Origin of the sequence: Vreelandella sp. 21, from assembly GCF_050995515.1 — a bacterium.
GTDB lineage: Bacteria > Pseudomonadota > Gammaproteobacteria > Pseudomonadales > Halomonadaceae > Vreelandella > Vreelandella alkaliphila.
Genome location: NZ_CP194673.1, coordinates 1,574,633 through 1,593,807 on the forward strand (window position 1 = coordinate 1,574,633; position 19,175 = coordinate 1,593,807).

The following is a 19,175-nucleotide window of genomic DNA, read 5'->3' on the forward strand; positions in this document are numbered from 1 at the left end:
GCTGGCCAACTTTTAAGGTTTCCCCGTTGTTGATGTGATTTTAAATTCTCATGAGAGAGCGTAATGAAGGTAGTTCATATTAGTCAGAGCGCCCCGCGTAATGCGTGTTTGGCAACCTTGTGTGCCAAGGTATACGGTCAGCAAGCTGGGTTAACGCCGCTGGTAATTTTTACCGGCACGAAAAACGTGCTGTTTGACCAAGAGGCAGCCCGTCTTTTGGCGGGTGTCGATGGCGATGGTAAACCCCTGGCGCTAGCATTGCTGGTGTTGGATGAGGCTGGCGAGGGGATGACGGTAACCCACGCTTGCGAGTTTGTTGATGGTGCTAAAGCGCGTTTAATCAGCGAGTTAAGCCTCAAAGCCCCGCTGCGCGTTGAGGTAAGCGATGCCACCCAAGAAGCGTTCTATCAGCAGTGCGGGTTTAAGCGTTGGTTTGATGGGGAAAATGGGCAACGTGTTGGTTTAGGCGCACGTCATCCTGCTAAGCATAGCGATGAACTGACGCCCACGTTGAGCCTGGATGAGGCGCTAATACTGCGCCGATTTAAGCATGACCCCACTGCATTTGCTGAGGCTAAAGACGCTTTTTTGTCAGGTTTAAACAGCTTCCCAGCTACCCTGTAAGGCGATAGAACACTCAGTGAGTGGATGGATAACGGTACGGTGACTACCCCTCAGCACCTGCTGCTCCTGATCTTTAGGTGTTATTACGCCACTTCTTATATAGCTAAGACTAAAAGACGACGTTTACGTAAGCGTCGTTTTTTTATTGCTGTGTTGTCGACAGTTTGAATGATTTTTTCGGTTTTTAAGCGTATTTTGCATCCATTTAACCCATAGGGGATTATTTTCCAGTCGGCATGTCGACAATATTTGGGTCAGCCATAAAGGGGTATGCACGAAAAGTCGAATATTAACTTGGTGGATAGCTGAGTAAAAAGCACGTACCTAACAAAAACAATACTCACAAGGATTCAATAATGAACAATCAGACACCGTGAGGAATCGTCGTGCTGCTCAAAAGAAAGTATGGGGAAGAACATCCCTACTGGCCGGTTGGCCCATTCAAAGTTCGCCTACCCTTTATTCATTTCCGTTGGGAAATACCTGAGACCATCCAAGCGCTGGTGATGTTTGTTATCGGGCTAGGGATGATTCCTCTATTAGAACAATATCTAGGGCTTCCTTATGAAGTGGCGTTGGCCTACGTCGTCGTGTGCGGCATTGGTTTTATTCTTCCCCCGTTGTTGGGTGTTCCGTTTGTGGCCGGTTGGATCACGCCCGCGATACCTGTGGTACTGCTGTTTATTGGCCAGTTTGAACCGGGACCAGAAGCAATCCGCGCGATGGTAGCGCTGCAGCTCATGGTCACCGCGATTTTTCTATTTATGGCGGTAACTCGGTTAGGAACAACGCTGGTTAATAGCGTGCCGGATTCAATTAAAGCAGGCATTTTACTCGGCGCAGGCATTGCGGCAATTAGCGGCGAGATTAGCGTTGGGGGCAGGCTGTACGAAACGCCTATTTCGCTGGGGATTGGCGGTTTAATTACGCTTTATGTGCTGTTTTCACTGTCATTTCGTGACTTGACTGAGAAGTTTCGCTGGGCACGCAATATCGCCGCCTACGGCATGGTGCCGGGGATGCTAATCACCATGGCGATTGGCTGGGGAGTTGCCGAATACCCGATGCCTTCGGTTGAGTGGGGCATTGCGATACCCGATTTTGCCGGTATCTGGGCGTATCTACCGTTTACCATTGGTGCGCCGGGTATCGATCTACTGGTTGCGGCAATCCCAACGGCTATCATCGCGTATATCATCGCATTTGGTGACATTATTGTTGGTCAAAGCCTGATCAAGCGTGTCGACCATTTACGCCCGGATGAAAAAATTGAGGTGAATGTCGATCGCGTTCATCTAATTACCGGTTTGCGTAACCTGATGCACTCCATGTTTGCCCCTTACCCTGGGCTGGCCGGGCCGCTCTTTACCGGGGCGATGGCAACCATTGCAGAACGCTACCGCTATGGCCGCGGGGCGATGGATACCATCTACTCAGGAGCATCAGTGTTTTGGATTGTCGGGTTCCTGGCACTGTTCTTATTGCCGTTGGTAACGCTTTTCCGCCCGGTGTTGCCAATTGCGCTGTCGATTACGTTGCTGATTACCGGTTACCTATGCATTGCAGTAGCGGTTGAGCAGATTAAGAATGCCACCGCCATGGGCGTTGCCGGGATTATGGGTGTAGTGTTGGCCACCCACGGTGCAGCCTGGGGGCTCGGTGTTGGGGTGATTCTGTACTTCATGATTGAACACCGTTCGCGGAGACACGCCAATGACGAGGCTGAAGAGCCTATCCATGTAGAAGAAGATATGGCGGTCGAAAAGGAGTTGGTGAGTGAAGCAGAAGAAAAACCAGCCCGTTAGTTAACCAGCAGTTAACACAACGCTTGCGTAACTATTGGGCGGTTTGAAAACCGGTGGGTCTTAATAGGCCTGCCGGTTTTTCTTTGGAACAGCGTGTTCCGCTATTGGCAACAAAAATCCATGCTCTTGTCATGATGTTGTTCGCTAAGCTCGCTAAAATAGCCTTATTGTTGATGACTTAAGCTGAGGAGCGGTGTATGGCGCTAGCAATGATGGATACTAATAAACGCTATGGGATAGTCAGTCGCCTGCTTCACTGGGGGATGGCACTATTATTTGTATGGCAATTCAGCAGTGCTGCGGCGCGGGTGTTTTTCGAAGACACTCCGCTCGAATCTTTTTTATGGGGCACTCACAGCCAAGTGGGCGTGGTGCTCCTGGCGCTTGTGGTCGTGCGAGGCGTCTGGGCGTTAATCAACGCACCTCGCCGCCCGACCTCGGTTAGTGTGATGGCAACGTGGGGGCACTTGGCACTGTATGGTTTGATGATCGCAGTGCCTACGATTGCACTAATTCGCCAGTACGGTTCAGGTCGTGCGCTGGATGTATTTGGGTTTAACCTAATGCCAGGCTTTGATGGTGAAAAAATTGCCTGGATGACCGAGCTTGGCGGTTTGTTGCATGGTGAACTCGGCTGGGCACTGCTGGCGTTGATTGTGGGACATGTGGTGATGGCAATTTTGCATCGAAAATTGACTAACCACGATGTGCTGTCACGCATGACTTAGTGGGAAGTGTTAGTCGATTAGGTTTGCAAAAACAGCGCGTTCTATCGAACGCGCTGTTTTTTTTGATTAAAATTTCAGATGAGATAGTAATACTGTCCTTTTCGACGAATTGCTACTTAGCTAACTCGCGCATTGCTGTTTCCAGTCCTTCCATGGTCATGGGATACATGCGGTCATCGATAACGTCACGAATTAACTGGGTCGAGTAGGTGTACTCCCAGGCACGGGGTGGCATGGGGTTTAACCACGCCAAGCGTGGAAACGTATCAGCCAAGCGTTTTAGCCACACGCCGCCAGGTTCATCATTGAAGTGTTCCACGCTGCCACCCGAGTGAGTGACTTCGTAAGGCGACATGGCGGCATCACCGACAATCACCACCTGATAGTCCTCGCCGTAAGTGTGCAACACATCCATGGTCGGGATGCGCTCGTTACGGCGCCGCATATTGTTACGCCAAACCCCTTCGTAGAGGCAGTTGTGGAAGTAATAATGTTCCAAGTGTTTGAATTCGGAACGTGCCGCTGAGAATAACTCTTCGCAGACGCGAATATGATCATCCATCGATCCGCCGACATCTAAAAACAGCAGCACTTTAACCGCATTATGACGTTCGGGGCGCATTTGAATGTTGAGTAACCCTGCATCCCGTGCGGTTTCGCGGATAGTGCTGTCTACATCAAATTCGTCCAGCGCTCCTTGGCGGGCAAACTTGCGTAGCCGCCGTAAGGCCATTTTGATATTGCGGGTGCCCAGTTCAAGCGAGTCATCGTAATCGCGAAAACGTCGCTCGTCCCAAACTTTGGTAGCGCGACGGTGGCGGGAACCATCCTGGCCAATACGTATGCCTTCGGGGTTGTAACCATACGCTCCAAAAGGGCTGGTGCCACCCGTGCCAATCCACTTGTTACCGCCCGCGTGGCGCTCTTTTTGCTCTTCCAGGCGCTTTTTAAAGGTCTCAATCAGCTCTTCAAGACCACCAAGCGACTCAATTTTGGCTTTCTCTTCGTCGCTGAGCTGCTTTTCAAATTCGCGTCGCAGCCACTCATCGGGAATGAGCGCCTCGATTGCCGAATCCATGTCTTCAAGGCCTTTAAACCAGGCGGCAAAGGCACGATCAAAGCGGTCAAAGTAGCGCTCGTCTTTGACCATGACCGTACGCGCCACTTGATAAAACGCTTCCATATCGGCAAACACGACGCCATGTTCGACCACCGCGTGCAGGTCGAGCAATTCGCGCAGAGAAACGGGCACACCGGCACGTTTGAGGGCATCAAACAGACCAATAAACATGGCTTAGCGCCCCGTACTCTTTTGGCGACGCATCATAAACGCCAGGCGTTCTAGCAGGTGAGTATCCTGCTCGTTTTTAACCAGCGCGCCCGCCATCGGCGGTAGGGCTTTGGCCGGATCGCGGTTATACAGCGCTTCCTGGGCCAGTTCGTCAGCCATTAGCAGCTTGAGCCAATCCACCAGCTCTGAGGTAGAGGGCTTTTTCTTGAGCCCTGGGGCGTTGCGCAGATCGAAGAACACTTCCAAGGCTTCGCCGACCAGCTTGGGGGCGATATCCGGAAAGTGTACATCCACAATCGCCTGCATGGTTTCGCGGTCGGGGAATTCGATGTAATGGAAAAAGCAGCGACGTAGGAAAGCGTCGGGTAGCTCTTTTTCGTTATTCGAAGTAATCACGATAATTGGGCGTTGTTCGGCGCGAATGGTTTCACCGGTTTCATAAACATGAAACTCCATACGATCCAGCTCTTGCAGCAGGTCGTTGGGAAACTCGATATCCGCTTTGTCGATTTCATCAATCAGCAGTACCACACGCTCGCCTGCGGTGAAAGCTTCCCACAGCTTGCCGGGCTTGATGTAGTTACCGACATTTTCCACCCCTTCAACGCCCAACTGGGAATCGCGCAGGCGGCTGACCGCATCGTACTCATAAAGCCCTTGAGCGGCTTTGGTGCTGGACTTGATATGCCAAGTAATCAGCTTAGTGCCCAGGGATTCAGCGAGTTCCTCGGCCAGCAGTGTTTTACCGGTACCGGGTTCACCTTTGATGAGTAATGGACGCTGTAGCACAACCGCGGCATTGACTGCCTGTTTGAGTGCATCAGTTGCGATGTAAGAAGAGGTTGAATCAAACGCCATGGGGAGTGCCTCGGCTTGTCGAAACGAGTTGTTTAAAAATAGATTCAAACAAGTGTACGTGAGGGTAAACCCCATGGCCAACTAGTGGATAGAGCAATTGGCTATCAGCCCTGCCAGTTGGGGGGCACAATTCCTTGGCGCTGCATTTGCCGATATACCGTGGGACGCGAAACGCCTAGCTCACGGGCAACCGCGCTGATATTCCAGTGATGTTGCTTGAGCAGATCGATAAGTGAACCTGAAAGGGCTTCGTTGGCGTTCGTTTCAAGTTGGGCCGACGCGTTGCGGGTAATTCGCTGGCTAAGGCACTGTTCTGGCAGATCGTGAACGGTGATTTCGTCACTTTCCGAAGTGGCCAGGGCAAAAGCAAGAGCGTTTTTAAGTTGACGGATATTGCCGGGCCATGAATACGCGAGCAGCGCACTGATAGCATCTGCGCGTAGACGCGGCGATATTTGCGTGGCGCGTTCGGCGGCGACATCTTCAAACACGCGGCGAATAACAAATAGCTTATCGGCGCGTTCGCGTAGCGCGGGTAGTCGCAGCTGAGCACCGTTTAGCCGGTAATAGAGGTCTTCGCGGAATTCCCCTTGCTGGATCATTTCTTCGATATGGCGATGGGTGGCCGTAATAACACGAATATCGATTTTAACTGGCGTGTTAGCCCCTAGCGGCATGACTTCCCGTTCGGCCAGCACGCGCAACAGTCGGGTTTGTAGCGCTAACGGCATATCTCCGATTTCGTCTAAAAACAGCGTGCCTCCATGAGCCTGTGGAATAAGCCCGCGCATCCCTTTTGAGCGGCCGCCGGTAAAGGCGCCAGGTTCGTAGCCAAACAGTTCGCTTTCAATCAGTGACTCGGGAATGGCCGCACAGTTGACGGCAATAAACGGTTGTTTGGCGCGGTTGCCGCTTTCGTGCAGCGCCCGTGCAACCACCTCTTTACCGGTTCCGGTTTCGCCGCTAATCAGCACGTTCACGTTAGCTTCATTGCGCAAGCGGTCGGCTAGTTTTTGTACTTTGCGCATCGCAGGGTCGTCGGCACCCAGCCGAGCTAAGGGTTCCGGCAGTTCAGAAGTAAGCGGTGTTGCCCGTTGCGCCATGCGGGGGCGGCGGGGCTCCAACAGGCTAATAAAGTGGATGGTGTTGCTGGCGCGAGCGCGGAAGGCACGCAATTGATCATCAGTACCGCTATTAATGCTGAGTATATCGGCGATCTCGCACTCAAATAGTTCGCCAAGCATTGGGGTGTGATTTGCCGACCAAGGTGGCCAGCGGTGCTGGTGTTCGGCGATTAGCTCGCGGCCTACGGCGTTGGCAGCGATGACCTGTCCATTCTCTTCAATGGCGATTAAACCACGCCCGTTGACGTGCACAAATTCCCGCGAAGTATCTAGACGCACCATCAGGCAGTCGCGGTAGCGCTGCAGAAAATAGGCATCCTCAATCATGCGCGCATAAAGCGTTACCAACGATAGGCTGAAATTCTGGCTTTCGTGCTGGGTAGGCGACTGCAGCGCGGAGATATCTAACACGGCCATCACATTACCCTGAGGGTCAGCAATAGGAGCGGCGGTGCAGGTCAGCGAGATATGGGATGCATCGAAGTGTTCTTGGCGGTGGCAGATAATCGCCTGGCGATCATGCAAGCAGGTGCCAACAGCGCAGGTGCCAGCAAAGCGTTCATCCCAGTCAGCCCCCAGGTAGAGGCCTGCTTTGCGTAATTGCTGGTCCTGGTTGGGGTCGCCGCGAAACTCAACGGTAATGCCGCGGTGGTCGGTGACGAGTAGTACGTAGCCAAGTTGCGCTATTTGCCCATAAAGCTGATCGACCCCGGCGCGGGCGACATGCAGTAATTCATCAACAGACTCGCGGTGCTCAATCAATGTTTGCTGCGGCACCACCCGCGCTGGGCGTGGATGAGTGGGGTCTAGCTGATACTCATTTAGGCAGCGCAGCCAGGAACGACGAATGGTGGCTTGGGCAGGCAAGCTGGGGGTATCTAGCCCTTCACCGAGCTGAAAAATATGCTCGATATGTCGACGTTGTTCAGATTGAAGCCGTGTAGGTGCAAGCGTGGAATGCAGCATGGCGTTACTCGTTGGGCGCTGTCGTTATTGTTCTTTCAGCCTATGCGCTTTACCTCCAGAGTCAACGTGGTCTGCTTACGCCGTTAGTCGTGCGTTACACCTGTAACGTCAAGCTGTAAACGGCGTGACAGGTGTACATGGCTCTCTATTGGTTACTCAGTAGGTGATAAGGCTCGGCGAGGGCGCTGTAAACCCTTCCCTGGGCGCTACTTTTGCCATCCATGGCAAAAGACCCTCGCTACGCCTTATCACTGTCTTGTATCTCGTTAAGGCTGTATTTTTGTTTATTTTTCAGCTTGTTGATGTGCTTTTCAGGCTGTTTGGCACGGTAACTGCTTAGGGTTGTGTGCATCACAGTTAACTCAACAATAACAAATGCACATGGAGTACCCGCTATGTCAAAGATAACGGCACAAGTCCAGCAAACCCCCACGGATACTGTTCAAGCGTGGCTGCACGATTTTGATACTGCCCTTCAAACCCAGGATATTGAGCGAGTGCTGTCTCTGTTTGGAGACGAGTGCTACTGGCGTGACTTTCTTACGTTTACCTGGAATTTAAAAACCTGCGAAGGCAAAGATGAAATTCAGGCCATGCTCAATGCCACGCTCAATAACGCACAGCCTACGGACTGGCAGTTAGAAGGCGAGGCCACTGAAAACGGCGACGTCTACGATGCGTGGTTTACTTTCAATACCGCGGTTGCCCGTGGTAAAGGCTATTTGCGCCTTAAAGGAGGCAAGTGCTGGACGTTGTTAACCACCATGCAAGCACTGAACGACTACCCCGAGCAGTGCAATCACCATCGTCCCAAAGGGGCTGAGCACGGTGCCAATAAGCAGCGTGAAACGTGGTTGGAGTCACGGCAGCGTGAAGAAGCGGAACTGGGCTATACCCGGCAGCCTTACTGCGTGATTATTGGCGGTGGCCAGGGCGGTATTGGTTTAGGCGCACGGTTAAGGCAACTGGGTGTGCCAACGATCATCATTGAGCGAAACGAGCGCGCGGGAGACTCCTGGCGTAAGCGCTATAAGTCGCTCTGCTTGCACGATCCAGTGTGGTACGACCACCTTCCCTATATCCCTTTCCCAGATAACTGGCCGGTATTCGCCCCGAAAGACAAAGTGGGCGATTGGCTGGAAATGTACACAAAAGTGATGGAGCTCAATTATTGGAGTTCCACCGAGTGTCAGAATGCTAGCTATGACGAAGCCGCAGGCGAGTGGGTGGTTAAGGTTAAGCGCAACGGCGAAGAGATCACGCTACGGCCCAAGCAGTTGGTAATGGCTACCGGTATGTCTGGTATGCCGAATGTGCCTAAATTCCCAGGGGCAGAAAACTTTGCAGGTGAGCAGCAGCACTCTAGCCAGCACCCGGGGCCGGATGCCTATAAAGGTAAGAAATGCGTCATCGTGGGCTCTAATAACTCGGCCCATGACATTGCCGCCGCACTATGGGAGCACGATGCCGATGTCACCATGCTGCAGCGTTCATCTACTCATATTGTGAAGTCAGACTCACTGATGGAAGAGGTGTTAGGACCACTTTATTCGGAAGAGGCTGTGGCGAATGGCTTAACCCATGAGAAAGCCGATCTAGTGTTTGCCTCGATTCCGTACAAAGTATTACCGGATTTTCAGCGCCCCGCCTTTGAAGCGATTAAAAAGCGCGATGCTGAGTTTTACCAAAAGCTTGAGAGCGCAGGCTTTATGCTCGATTTCGGTGACGATGAATCAGGGCTGTTTTTGAAGTATTTACGTCGCGGTTCGGGCTATTACATCGATGTAGGTGCATGCGACTTGGTGGCCAGTGGCGATATCAAACTGCGCAGTGGCGTAGGCATTGAGCACATTAATCCGCACTCCATCACGCTGACTGATGGCAGCGAGCTTGATGCTGACTTGATCATCTATGCCACCGGCTATGGCTCGATGAATGGCTGGGCGGCGCGGCTTATTTCTCAAGAAGTGGCCGATAAAGTCGGCAAGTGTTGGGGGCTAGGTTCCGACACCACCAAAGACCCGGGCCCATGGGAAGGAGAGCTGCGCAATATGTGGAAGCCCACTCAGCAAGAGGCACTGTGGTTCCATGGTGGCAACCTACACCAGTCGCGGCATTACTCACGCTATTTGGCGCTGCAGTTAAAAGCACGCATGGAAGGGCTAGATACCCCTGTCTATGGCCTGCAGCCAGTTCATCACAGAGCATAAGACACAAATTGCATAACTAAGGGGTAGCTAATGAGCCAGTCAACAATGCAGGCAGCGGTTTGGTATGCAGCGAAAGATCTGCGTGTTGAGCAAATGCCGATACCGACGATTAACGACCCTCATGAGGTAAAAGTTAAGGTGGCGGCGTGTGGTATTTGTGGTAGCGATTTGCACGAATACGCCGCTGGGCCGATTTTTATTCCGGTCGATAAGCCGCACCCCATTAGCGGTGAGCAAGCACCAATTATCATGGGGCACGAATTCGCTGGTGAAGTGGTAGAGGTAGGCGACAAAGTAACTCGGGTGAAAGTGGGGGATCGCGTCGCTATCGAGCCGATTCTTTCACCTAACCAGAACGGTGCTTATCAGATGGAGCGCTACAACCTCACGCCACTATTGGGTTTCCATGGCCTTTCTGGCGGCGGCGGTGGCTTCTCGGAGTTCACCGTGATGGGGGAGCACATGGTGCATAAGCTGCCGGATGACCTCAGCTTCGAGCAAGGGGCACTGGTAGAGCCAGCGGCGGTTGCTTTGCATGCCGTTCGTCAAAGTAGTTTGAAGGCAGGGGATAGCGCAGCGGTATTTGGCGCGGGCCCGATTGGCTTAATGACCATCGAGGCACTAAAAGCAGCAGGCGCCGCTCAAATTTACGCCGTCGAGGTAGCTCCTTCACGTAAAGCTAAGGCCGAAGCGCTTGGTGCTATCGTAGTGGACCCGCAGCAAGAAGATGCAGTGGCGAAGCTACAAATGTTGAGCAACGGTGGCGTTGACGTAGCGTTCGAAGTGACCGGGATTCCGGCCGTACTGAATCAGTCTTTGCACAGCACTCACGAAGGCGGTGAAGTAATCGTGGTCAGTATTTGGGAAGGAGAGGCCAGTTTCCATCCCAACGATTTGGTCATTAAAGAGCGTACCATGAAGGGCATTATTGCCTATCGCCATGTTTATCCGGCGGTAATGGCACTAATGCAGCGAGGCTACTTCCGCGCTGAAGATATGGTAACCCAACGCATCCCGCTAGCAGATATTGTTGAAGAGGGATTCGAGGCACTGTTGAGTGATAAAGCGCAGGTGAAAATAATCGTCACGCCCTAGCGCCGTTGCAGGAAACGACCAAAGGCCATCCTATGATGGCCTTTTTTGATTGTAAATTTTGATTTAATAATAAGATTTTTAACTAATTGATAACAAAAAGATAATTTTTATAATTCATGAAACGTAAATGTAAAAATAGTGTAACCGGCGACAAAAGCTGAATTAATGCATACATTTTACTAATCAAAACGATCTAAGCAGCATTGCTGCATGAATGACGCTATCCATTACCTAAGAAGAGGGTGTCGCCATGGTAAAGGGTGAGCAAGCAAGGCTACAGGCACTGCGCCAACTAGCGCTTTTGGATACCCCGCCAGAAGAGCGTTTCGATAGGATTGTTCGGCTGGCAATCCAGTTTTTTGGTGTAGAGGCTGCGCTGGTAACGTTAGTCGATGAAGATCGCCAATGGTTTAAATCCCGACAAGGGATCGCGCTTACCCAAACGTGTCGAGAAGAGTCGTTTTGTGCCCATGCCATTCAGGAAGAAGGAATTTTTGAGATTGAAGATGCCAGCCAAGACAGCCGTTTTAAAGACTTTGTTTTGGTAAAAGTACATAGAGGCATACGCTTCTACGCGGGCATACCAATGACAACGGTGGATGGCTTCAGGATAGGAACGCTTTGTATTATTGACTCCGTGCCACGGCGTTTAAATGAGCAGCAGCGTCAGGTGTTAAAAGATTTAGCAGCATGTGCTGAAGACGAGATCAACCGATCACGCTAGAAGCACTTCTCTGCTCAACGTTAAACGGAGTTTCCAATAGAGCGATTCGTTATGAGGCAAAATCAGCCTGTCATGCTCATAGATGGTGCGCTTTGGCATTGGCAACAACGCCTTGCGATAAGTATTTAGTTTTTATTTTTTATAAGATTTTGTTTTAATTCATTAAAAATTAAATTGGCACGCAGTTCGCTATGTATTAGGTAAGAAGCAAATGAACAGAGTTCCCAGCGTTAAATAGGCGTCTCTTCCTTCTTTGCTAAATCGCCCCGACAGAGATTGGTAAGCGATACACTGAGTGAGCTGGCGTGCTCCACCTGGGTCCCCTTCGGGGGACTTTTTTTATATCTGCCCTTTGTGCTTGATTTTTATAACCGATTCTGTCCGCCGACAGAGCTTGATATGTAAAACTTATATTAAAATAACACAACAAGTTTGGAAACGCTGTTCGATTAGTATATATTGTATAGGTAGCTGGAGTTACCGGCACCAATCCCGAGTAAGATGTAAGAGGATGACCCTGATGAGTAAATTAAAATTAGTTTCTGCTGCTGTTCTTACCGCTAGCGCATTGATCGCCAGCCAAGCAGCACTCGCTTACGAAGCAGGTGACGTTTTCGTACGTGGTGGTGTCGCCCAAACGGATACGGGTTCTGGAAATGGCAATGTTGGCGCGGCAGATCTAAACGTACAAAGCGCGCGAGGATTTACGTTTGGCGCGGGTTACCTGTTCACCGATAAGCTTGGCGCTGAACTGAACAGCTCCGAGAAGTTCGAACACGACCTCAACACCAGCCCTGGTGGCAGCGCAGGCAGTGTAGACCGTCTGCCGATTAATCTGTTGGTTAACTACTATCCGATGGGCGGTTTAGACTCTAAGGTTCAGCCTTATGTAGGCGTTGGCTTGAACTATACTCGCTTCTCAGGCGAGCCCACTGGCTTAAGCGTTGATGAAAGCTATGGCGCGATCGGTCAGGCGGGGGTTGATTTAGCGGTTACCGATAACATCATGCTAAATGGTTACGTTAGCTATGCAGACGTGAATGCTGACATCAATGCGGGTGGTAACAAGGTCGGTAAAGTAAACATGGAACCCGTTACTATCGGTGGTGGCGTTACCTACCGCTTCTAACGAGAAGTGCGCAGGGTGATCTTGCCCGCGATCTGATAGTCGCCCGGCCTGGGAAGTTAATCCTGGGGTCGGGCGTTTTGTTGATCAGGGGGTCAAGTTTTTGAAGCCACTCTCTGTGACAACGACGTTATCTTCAATACGGATGCCGCCACAGTTGGCTAACGAATCAACGACTTTCCAGTTAATCGGTAGTGCCTTGTCGCGCAATGGGGCCAGCAGCATAGGGATATAGTAGAACCCAGGCTCTATCGTTACTACCATGCCAGGGCGCAGCGTACGGGTTAAGCGTAGCGCTGGGTGCTGTTCAGGAGCAGGTGAGGGCGTTCCATCTGGATGGCGAAGCCCTGCCACATCATGAACCTGCAGCCCCAACGAATGACCTAGTCCGTGTGGGCAAAAAGCACGCGTGATTCCCTCATCAATTGCCTGTTCTGCGCTGCCCTGAAAGAGGTCATTGGCAATAAGGATATCTGCCAGCAAACGATGCATTTGCTCATGTAGCGCAATGAACTCGACGCCTGGAGCAACGCTTTCGACCAGCTTGTCTTTTACATGATGAATGCCGTCAATTAAATCACGATAGATGCCTGGTGCGTCAGGGCCTGCATAAGTGCGTGTAATATCAGCGCAGTAACCGCGAAAACGGCGACCAGCGTCAACCAATAGGCTATGTCGTTGCGTGGGACTGTTTAGGTCATAGTGTTGGTAGTGTAATACGCCCGCATGATCATTTAGCCCAATAATATTCTGGTAGGGGACATCAGACTCCCGCTGTCTGCTGGCAGCTAGGTAGGCCAGTTGAATATCTAACTCAGCCGATGCGCCAATAAAAGCAGCCTGCGCGGCTTGATGTCCTGCTATAGCAAGCCGGTTGGCTTCGCTTAAGCAGGCTATTTCATAAGCGGTCTTCAACATGCGCAGTTCATCTAGATCCCTAACCAGCGGTTCGGGCTGATACTGCGCGTCTAGTGCTTGACGTGTGGTGGCCTCAATATCACCGATCACTGCCGCGCGACCCGCTAACGTTGGTGTGGTCTTTTCGCTACACAGGTGGATATCAAACTCAGTTACCCATGGCTCTTCAGGCAGGCGAGTAGGCAAATGCCAGAAATCTGCTGGCGCATACAGGTACAGCTGCGGGCGCTTGCCGGGTTGAATCACCAGCCAACTGTGCTGAATATCGGCCATGCCTACCCAGTGCATAAAATGGCCGTAAGTTTGGAAGGTTGACGTTTGGTCGTCGCCAAAGTGTGCGCTGGCGTGGCCGCTATAGATGGCTAAGCTATCGAGACTGTGACTGGTTAACAGGTCTGCATAAGCTTGCTGTAAATGCGCTAAGTGTTCGCGCTGCAAGTTAAACAAAGAGGCTGACATGCAGGTGGTGTCCTTTTATCAATGGCGGCTTGGCTAGTGGATCAGGGTACGGCATCAAGTCGGGCTATTGCTTTAACTGCGGGCTTAACTGCGTGGTAGAGCAAGCTCACTCCACAGGCTATCCAGCTCTGCGTGATGCTGGTTTTGGTGCCGATATAGTCGTAGCTCCATCGGGACATCCCAGCGGCTATCGCCGGCTCTGATTAATGTGCCGTTGGAGAGCTCAGCGGCTATGTTGCGTTCGGGTAACCAGCTCATGCCATAGCCGAGAAGCACCAGCTCTTTAATACCTGCCGCATAGAGATTTTCACTTTGCGCCGTGAGGTAGGTGCTTTGCGGTAAGCGAGCGAGATGCGCCTTTACTGCTGAGCCCAATAAGCCGCGCTTTGGATAGGCCAGCCATGGCGCTGGCTGCTGTCGCGAGCCGGGTAGCAACGCGCAAGGTGTGCCATTCGCATCTAGGCCTGTGACAGGAATCAAACGCTCGTGGCCAATGACCCGATACGTGCAGGCACTGGTATCAATATCTAGATCGCAACGCCCGATTGGCCAATAGCAGATAGCAAGATCGCACTCTGCCCGACCAAGTGCTTGAAAATAGTCGTTTGCCACCCAGCCAGTTGCACGTAAATAGGGCTGTATGCGCTCTTGCCAGCCCGTAGCAGCAAGCCATTCTGGCAAAAACTGCGGGAGTAAGCTCTGTGGAGCAGCCACCATGATGCGGCGCTGCTGCCCGGCGCTAATTTCGCGCACGCGGTCACGCGTTAAGCGCACGCGATCAGTTACCTGCTCGCACAGCGTCAGGAACTCTTCTCCCGCGGGGGTTAGCGAAAGTGGCAACGTCTGCCGGTTGATCAGGGTCACGCCCATCTCTTCCTCAAGCAATTTAATGCGCCTGGAAAAGGTGGGCTGTGTAACGTGCTGCTCATCCGCTGCGCGAGAGAAGTGTCGCGTTCTGGCCAGGGCGATAAAGTCTTCTAGCCAGCGAATTTCCATGTCTTACCTCGTCGTGCTGCCAAACGTGATGCTGTCGTTAAAATTGGCGTCATAGGCGGCCTTCTTCAACAGCGTGGCACGCAACGCGAGTGCCGTCATCCTGCGTTTGCAGGGTAGGGATTTCCTGACGGCAGCGGGCGTTGGCATAGGGGCAACGGCCATGGAATACGCAGCCGCTCGGTAAGTTGACCGGCGTAGGCACTTCTCCGGTAAGACGAATATGCTGGGGGCGATCATCTTTTAAGCGTGGAATAGCGGATAGTAGCGCCTGGGTATAGGGATGGCGCGGTTTAGCAAATAGCGTTGCCGTTGTGGCCACTTCACACACCGTGCCTAAATACATCACCGCTACGCGGGTACCAAAGTGCTCAACCACTGCCAAATCGTGGGTGATAAATAGATAGGTCAGGTTACGAGCTTGTTGTGCCTCCATCAGCAGGTTGAGCACTTGCGCCTGAATGGAGACATCCAGTGCCGAAATGGGCTCGTCGGCAACAATAAACTCAGGATCAACGGCTAGGGCGCGTGCTATGGCGATACGCTGGCGCTGACCGCCGGAAAACTCATGCCCAAAACGTTTGCCCCAATCGGGGTCTATCCCCACGGACCCCATAACGTCTTGGACCTTGTCGAGTATCTTCTCTCGGTTCCAGTCTGGGTGGTGCAAACGCAGTGGTTCTTCCAGCGTTTGCTGAATCGTCATCCGTGGATTAAGCGAGGCATAAGGATTTTGGAAAATCATCTGCATGCGCTTGCGATAAGGCAATAGCTGACGAGAGCTCAAATTATCAATGCGCTGCCCGTCATAGCGGATTTCACCCTCTGTGGGGGTAAGTAAGCCCATTACCGTGCGTGCCACGGTGGACTTACCGCAGCCAGATTCACCGACCACGCACAGTGCTTCTCCGCGTTTGATATCAAGGTTAACGCCATTAATCGCGTGTACATGCTCTTGATGACGCACCAGCTTGCCGCCTTTAAAGCGCAGCTGTTCCAAAAAATCCCCTGATAATGAAAAGCGCTTCTTAAGGCCACGAATTTGTAGCAACGATTCGCTGCTCTCTTCATTTTGCGTGGGCGTAGCGTTGCGAGTTTCGACCTGAGCACTCATTGTGTTTCCTCCTTCAGGCGACGATCTTCAAGCATTTCAGCCACCATATGGCAGGCGACACGGCAATTGCCGGATTCGACAAATTCAGGCACTTGCTGGGTGCAGGCAGGCCGTGGTTGACCATCTGCCCTATTGATGAAGTCGCAGCGAGGATGAAACGCGCAGCCGCTAGGTAAGTTAGAGAGTGACGGCATGCTGCCACGGATCTGGTTGAGCTTTTCACCTGGGGTCGCCATTTGCGGTAACGCGTTGATCAACCCTTGGGTATAGGGGTGCTGAGGATCGTTGATGATTTCCCGTGTGAGGCCTTGCTCAATAACGCGACCGGCGTACATAACCAGCATGCGCTGGGTGACCTGACTCACTACCCCCAGGTCGTGGGTGATAAGAATCAGGCCGACGTTGTGTTGTTCGCATAGCTCAAGCAACAGCGCCATGATTTCCGCTTGGATGGTCACGTCCAGGGCGGTAGTCGGTTCATCGGCAATGATAATATCGGGGTCGAGCAGTAGGGCGATGGCGATAATAATACGCTGACGCATACCGCCAGAAAGCTCGTGGGGATATTGATCCAAGCGTGTTTCTGGCGATGGGATTTGTACCTGTTGCAGCTTGTCCAAGGCAATCGCGCGTGCTTCTTTGGTGGAGATCCGTCGATGGGCTTTTAAACACTCGACCATCTGCTCACCAATCGAAAGCACAGGGTTTAGCGTCATCATCGGGTCTTGAAAGATCATCGAGATGCGGTTGCCGCGTATTTTTCGCAGACCGCGCTCGGACATGGTGTTAAGCGTCTGACCTTCAAATTTAATGCTGCCACCTGCTATAAAGCCGGGTTTGGCGATTAGGTTAAGTAGCGAGAAGGCAGCCACGGATTTACCCGCGCCAGACTCGCCTACGATGCCTAAGCGCTCGCCGCGCTCCAGGGTGAAATTGACATCGCGTAGAGCGCGCACTTCACCTTGGCGAAGGGCAAAGCGTACATCGAGTTGAGAGACTTCAAGTAGTGCCATGGTGTCCTCAGCCTTTATAGAGTCGTGGGTTCATGACATCGCGCAGCCAATCGCCCAATAGATTGATAGACAGCACCAGCACAATGAGTACTGCTCCAGGAATTAGGGTGATCCACCAAGACCCCGATTGGATATAGTCAAAGCCCGATTTGATGAGTGACCCAAGCGATGGGTGGGTTTCGGGCATTCCCAAGCCTAAAAATGACAGCGCAGCCTCTGAAATAATCGCGTTGGCAATTTGCACTGTTGAGATAACAAAAATCGGCGACATGGTATTAGGCAGTACATGGCGGAACATAATACGTTTGCTACGTAGCCCCATGACGCGTGCAGCATCAACGTACTCTTTGTTTTTCTCAGCCAACACTGAGGCGCGCACCGTACGTGCATACTGTGGCCATTCGGCTAACCCAATAATCAAAATAAGCATGAGTACGGCATATTGGCTGTAAAACGCGCTGCCCATAGTGGCTTTCACTAGCGCGCCCACCACGATAGCGACCATCAGGGTAGAAAATGACAGCTGGATATCGGCCAAGCGCATTAACAACGCGTCGACGCGGCCGCCTAGGTAGCCTGCCATTAAGCCGAACGTTACGCCGAGCAGTGCTTGAAGTATGACCGCGCCAAAGCCAATCAGTAGCGATACGCGGGTTCCGTAGAGAATAATCGACCATAAATCGCGCCCCTGGGCATCGGTGCCTAGGCTGTAACGCTCATCGGCACCATCAATCCAAAAGGGTGGCAGCTCGGACGACATAATGTCGATTTGAGCCAGATCATAAGGATCGGTAGGGGCTAGCAATGGGGCTGAAAACGCTGCGATCACTAAGCAAATAAATACTGCGAGGCACAGTTGAGCCGTGCGGTCGCGCTTAAAGCTGTACCATAAATAGGAGTCGCGCAGGCGTTCCCAGCGGCTGGGTGCAGTCGTTGTTGTGGGCGTTGTCATGCGGGCTTACCTGTTAGTTTTACGGTGGGGTTAACGAAGCCGTAGATCAAATCCACAATGGTGTTCGTCACCACGAAAATGACGCCGACAATCATCAGGTAGGTAACAATCAGCGGTATATCGGCTCGGTTAATCGCATCAAGGAACATCAGCCCCATGCCCGGCCATTGGAAAACGGTTTCGGTCAAAATGGTGTAAGCCACCATGGTGCCGATCTGTACGCCGCCAACGGTGATAACCGGCAGCATGGTGTTCTTAAGCGCGTGCACAAAGTAAACGCGTCGCATTGAAATGCCTTTGGCTCGGGCATACTTAACGTACTCTGACTGCAGCACTTCCATCATTTCAGCGCGAATCAGGCGGATAAACAGCGGCAACATAATCGATGCGAGTGAAATCGCGGGCAATGCTAGGTGTTGTAAACCACTCCAGGTGGCTAAGTTAGTGTCCCAGTGGCCTACCACATGTACTAAATCATAGCCGCGACCAAACGACGGCATATTGCCTTCTGTCGATAGCAGACCATTGAGCCAAGCTCCCCAACTGGTACTTTCAGGAAACGGCGTGATAGTGATGCCAATCGCAAAAATCTGAATCAATAAGATGGCGGTCAAAAACACCGGTATCGAAATGCCGATGATCGAAGCGCCCATAAAAAAACGTGATATAGGAGAGCGAGGTTTTATTGCGCTATAAACGCCAATCGGTACTGAGAAAAGCACAATAATCAGCGTAGCCGCAAACACCAGTTCAAGGGTTGCGGGCAAATGCCGGGCGATAACCTCCAGCGCAGGTTCACGATAAAAATAAGAGTCGCCAAAATCGCCTTGAACGGCGTTTTTCGCAAAGCGTACATACTGAACTAAAAACGGATCATTTAAGCCCAAGCGCTCGCGAATGGCTTCACGCTCGCTTTCGGGAACCGACTGACCGACCATCTGTTGTACAGGGTCACCCAGGTTATCCTGGATGGCGAAGGCCAGTACACTGATGACAAACATCACCAATATCGCGTGCATCAGGCGCTTGATTAAAAAAGCAATCATGGCGTACGCCACCTATGTCATAGGTTTAATAGAGAGTTAATTGCAAGTAAGGGTGAAGCCTGTGATGAGGCTGTTACCACATAAAACGCTTCGTCCCCCAAAGCTCTGGGGAACGAAGCATCCTTGCAC

The 19,175-nt window shown here is 51.9% G+C and carries 16 protein-coding genes; 7 read left to right on the forward strand and 9 right to left on the reverse strand.

Annotated features, from left to right (window positions below):
* Positions 1-63: 63 nt before the first annotated feature.
* The 3 genes from ACN06F_RS07345 to ACN06F_RS07355 all read left to right on the forward strand — a co-directional run bounded on the left by ACN06F_RS07345 (position 64) and on the right by ACN06F_RS07355 (position 3,157).
* Positions 64-624: a hypothetical protein gene (locus ACN06F_RS07345; protein WP_253487784.1), complete on the forward strand. Its 561-nt coding sequence runs from the start codon at positions 64-66 to the stop codon at positions 622-624.
* A 386-nt stretch (positions 625-1,010) separates the two neighbouring features.
* Positions 1,011-2,429, forward strand: a complete 1,419-nt coding sequence (locus ACN06F_RS07350; protein ID WP_433924953.1) for a xanthine/uracil/vitamin C permease — start codon at positions 1,011-1,013, stop codon at positions 2,427-2,429.
* A gap of 197 nt (positions 2,430-2,626) precedes the next feature.
* A complete protein-coding gene (locus ACN06F_RS07355; RefSeq protein ID WP_433924954.1) occupies positions 2,627-3,157 on the forward strand; it encodes a cytochrome b in 531 nt (176 codons plus the stop codon).
* Positions 3,158-3,269: 112 nt separating this feature from the next.
* Here the strand turns inward: ACN06F_RS07355 and ACN06F_RS07360 are convergent, their stop codons facing one another.
* The 3 genes from ACN06F_RS07360 to ACN06F_RS07370 all read right to left on the reverse strand — a co-directional run bounded on the left by ACN06F_RS07360 (position 3,270) and on the right by ACN06F_RS07370 (position 7,396).
* Positions 3,270-4,448 (reverse strand): vWA domain-containing protein, encoded by a 1,179-nt coding sequence (locus tag ACN06F_RS07360; RefSeq protein WP_198349799.1) that lies wholly within the window; start codon positions 4,446-4,448, stop codon positions 3,270-3,272.
* Positions 4,449-4,451: 3 nt separating this feature from the next.
* Positions 4,452-5,306: an AAA family ATPase gene (locus tag ACN06F_RS07365; protein ID WP_095604201.1), complete on the reverse strand. Its 855-nt coding sequence runs from the start codon at positions 5,304-5,306 to the stop codon at positions 4,452-4,454.
* A gap of 104 nt (positions 5,307-5,410) precedes the next feature.
* The gene (locus ACN06F_RS07370) at positions 5,411-7,396 is read right to left on the reverse strand and encodes a sigma-54-dependent Fis family transcriptional regulator (protein ID WP_433924955.1); all 1,986 of its coding nucleotides are present in this window, start codon (positions 7,394-7,396) and stop codon (positions 5,411-5,413) included.
* Between the two features lie 395 nt (positions 7,397-7,791).
* Here ACN06F_RS07370 and ACN06F_RS07375 point away from each other — a divergent pair, with 395 nt between their 5' ends.
* From ACN06F_RS07375 to ACN06F_RS07390, 4 genes are all read left to right on the forward strand, one after another.
* Positions 7,792-9,606: an NAD(P)/FAD-dependent oxidoreductase gene (locus ACN06F_RS07375; protein WP_038483564.1), complete on the forward strand. Its 1,815-nt coding sequence runs from the start codon at positions 7,792-7,794 to the stop codon at positions 9,604-9,606.
* A 30-nt stretch (positions 9,607-9,636) separates the two neighbouring features.
* On the forward strand, positions 9,637-10,701 hold the full coding sequence (locus tag ACN06F_RS07380; protein WP_271911523.1) for a 2,3-butanediol dehydrogenase: 1,065 nt from the start codon (positions 9,637-9,639) through the stop codon (positions 10,699-10,701).
* Positions 10,702-10,951: 250 nt separating this feature from the next.
* A complete protein-coding gene (locus ACN06F_RS07385) occupies positions 10,952-11,425 on the forward strand; it encodes a GAF domain-containing protein (RefSeq protein WP_051626454.1) in 474 nt (157 codons plus the stop codon).
* A 520-nt stretch (positions 11,426-11,945) separates the two neighbouring features.
* Positions 11,946-12,554 (forward strand): OmpW/AlkL family protein, encoded by a 609-nt coding sequence (locus tag ACN06F_RS07390; protein WP_198361465.1) that lies wholly within the window; start codon positions 11,946-11,948, stop codon positions 12,552-12,554.
* 84 nt (positions 12,555-12,638) lie between these two features.
* Here ACN06F_RS07390 and pepQ read toward each other — a convergent pair whose 3' ends face one another.
* The 6 genes from pepQ to ACN06F_RS07420 form a co-directional block, all read right to left on the reverse strand.
* Positions 12,639-13,928 carry a Xaa-Pro dipeptidase gene (gene pepQ / locus ACN06F_RS07395; RefSeq protein ID WP_433924956.1) on the reverse strand — a complete coding sequence of 430 codons (1,290 nt, stop codon included), beginning with the start codon at positions 13,926-13,928 and terminating at the stop codon, positions 12,639-12,641.
* Positions 13,929-14,012: 84 nt separating this feature from the next.
* Positions 14,013-14,924, reverse strand: a complete 912-nt coding sequence (locus tag ACN06F_RS07400) for a LysR family transcriptional regulator (RefSeq protein WP_231658502.1) — start codon at positions 14,922-14,924, stop codon at positions 14,013-14,015.
* Between the two features lie 49 nt (positions 14,925-14,973).
* Positions 14,974-16,035 carry an ABC transporter ATP-binding protein gene (locus ACN06F_RS07405; protein ID WP_433924957.1) on the reverse strand — a complete coding sequence of 354 codons (1,062 nt, stop codon included), beginning with the start codon at positions 16,033-16,035 and terminating at the stop codon, positions 14,974-14,976.
* Positions 16,032-17,048: an ABC transporter ATP-binding protein gene (locus ACN06F_RS07410; protein ID WP_095604194.1), complete on the reverse strand. Its 1,017-nt coding sequence runs from the start codon at positions 17,046-17,048 to the stop codon at positions 16,032-16,034. Before ACN06F_RS07410 ends, ACN06F_RS07405 begins: the two co-directional genes overlap by 4 nt.
* A gap of 7 nt (positions 17,049-17,055) precedes the next feature.
* Positions 17,056-18,000, reverse strand: coding sequence for an ABC transporter permease (locus tag ACN06F_RS07415; RefSeq protein WP_433924958.1), 945 nt, complete (start codon positions 17,998-18,000; stop codon positions 17,056-17,058).
* Positions 17,997-19,046, reverse strand: coding sequence for an ABC transporter permease (locus ACN06F_RS07420; protein WP_089038088.1), 1,050 nt, complete (start codon positions 19,044-19,046; stop codon positions 17,997-17,999). Before ACN06F_RS07420 ends, ACN06F_RS07415 begins: the two co-directional genes overlap by 4 nt.
* Positions 19,047-19,175: the final 129 nt, after the last annotated feature.

Bases quoted from the DNA above. Each gene is read 5' to 3' on its own strand.
- ACN06F_RS07345 (WP_253487784.1), top strand. From the start codon at position 64: ATGAAGGTAGTTCATATTAGTCAGAGCGCCCCGCGTAATGCGTGTTTG.
- ACN06F_RS07355 (WP_433924954.1), top strand. From the start codon at position 2,627: ATGGCGCTAGCAATGATGGATACTAATAAACGCTATGGGATAGTCAGT.
- ACN06F_RS07360 (WP_198349799.1), bottom strand. From the start codon at position 4,448: ATGTTTATTGGTCTGTTTGATGCCCTCAAACGTGCCGGTGTGCCCGTT.
- ACN06F_RS07365 (WP_095604201.1), bottom strand. From the start codon at position 5,306: ATGGCGTTTGATTCAACCTCTTCTTACATCGCAACTGATGCACTCAAA.
- ACN06F_RS07370 (WP_433924955.1), bottom strand. From the start codon at position 7,396: ATGCTGCATTCCACGCTTGCACCTACACGGCTTCAATCTGAACAACGT.
- ACN06F_RS07375 (WP_038483564.1), top strand. From the start codon at position 7,792: ATGTCAAAGATAACGGCACAAGTCCAGCAAACCCCCACGGATACTGTT.
- ACN06F_RS07380 (WP_271911523.1), top strand. From the start codon at position 9,637: ATGAGCCAGTCAACAATGCAGGCAGCGGTTTGGTATGCAGCGAAAGAT.
- ACN06F_RS07385 (WP_051626454.1), top strand. From the start codon at position 10,952: ATGGTAAAGGGTGAGCAAGCAAGGCTACAGGCACTGCGCCAACTAGCG.
- ACN06F_RS07390 (WP_198361465.1), top strand. From the start codon at position 11,946: ATGAGTAAATTAAAATTAGTTTCTGCTGCTGTTCTTACCGCTAGCGCA.
- pepQ (WP_433924956.1), bottom strand. From the start codon at position 13,928: ATGTCAGCCTCTTTGTTTAACTTGCAGCGCGAACACTTAGCGCATTTA.
- ACN06F_RS07400 (WP_231658502.1), bottom strand. From the start codon at position 14,924: ATGGAAATTCGCTGGCTAGAAGACTTTATCGCCCTGGCCAGAACGCGA.
- ACN06F_RS07405 (WP_433924957.1), bottom strand. From the start codon at position 16,035: ATGAGTGCTCAGGTCGAAACTCGCAACGCTACGCCCACGCAAAATGAA.
- ACN06F_RS07410 (WP_095604194.1), bottom strand. From the start codon at position 17,048: ATGGCACTACTTGAAGTCTCTCAACTCGATGTACGCTTTGCCCTTCGC.
- ACN06F_RS07415 (WP_433924958.1), bottom strand. From the start codon at position 18,000: ATGACAACGCCCACAACAACGACTGCACCCAGCCGCTGGGAACGCCTG.
- ACN06F_RS07420 (WP_089038088.1), bottom strand. From the start codon at position 19,046: ATGATTGCTTTTTTAATCAAGCGCCTGATGCACGCGATATTGGTGATG.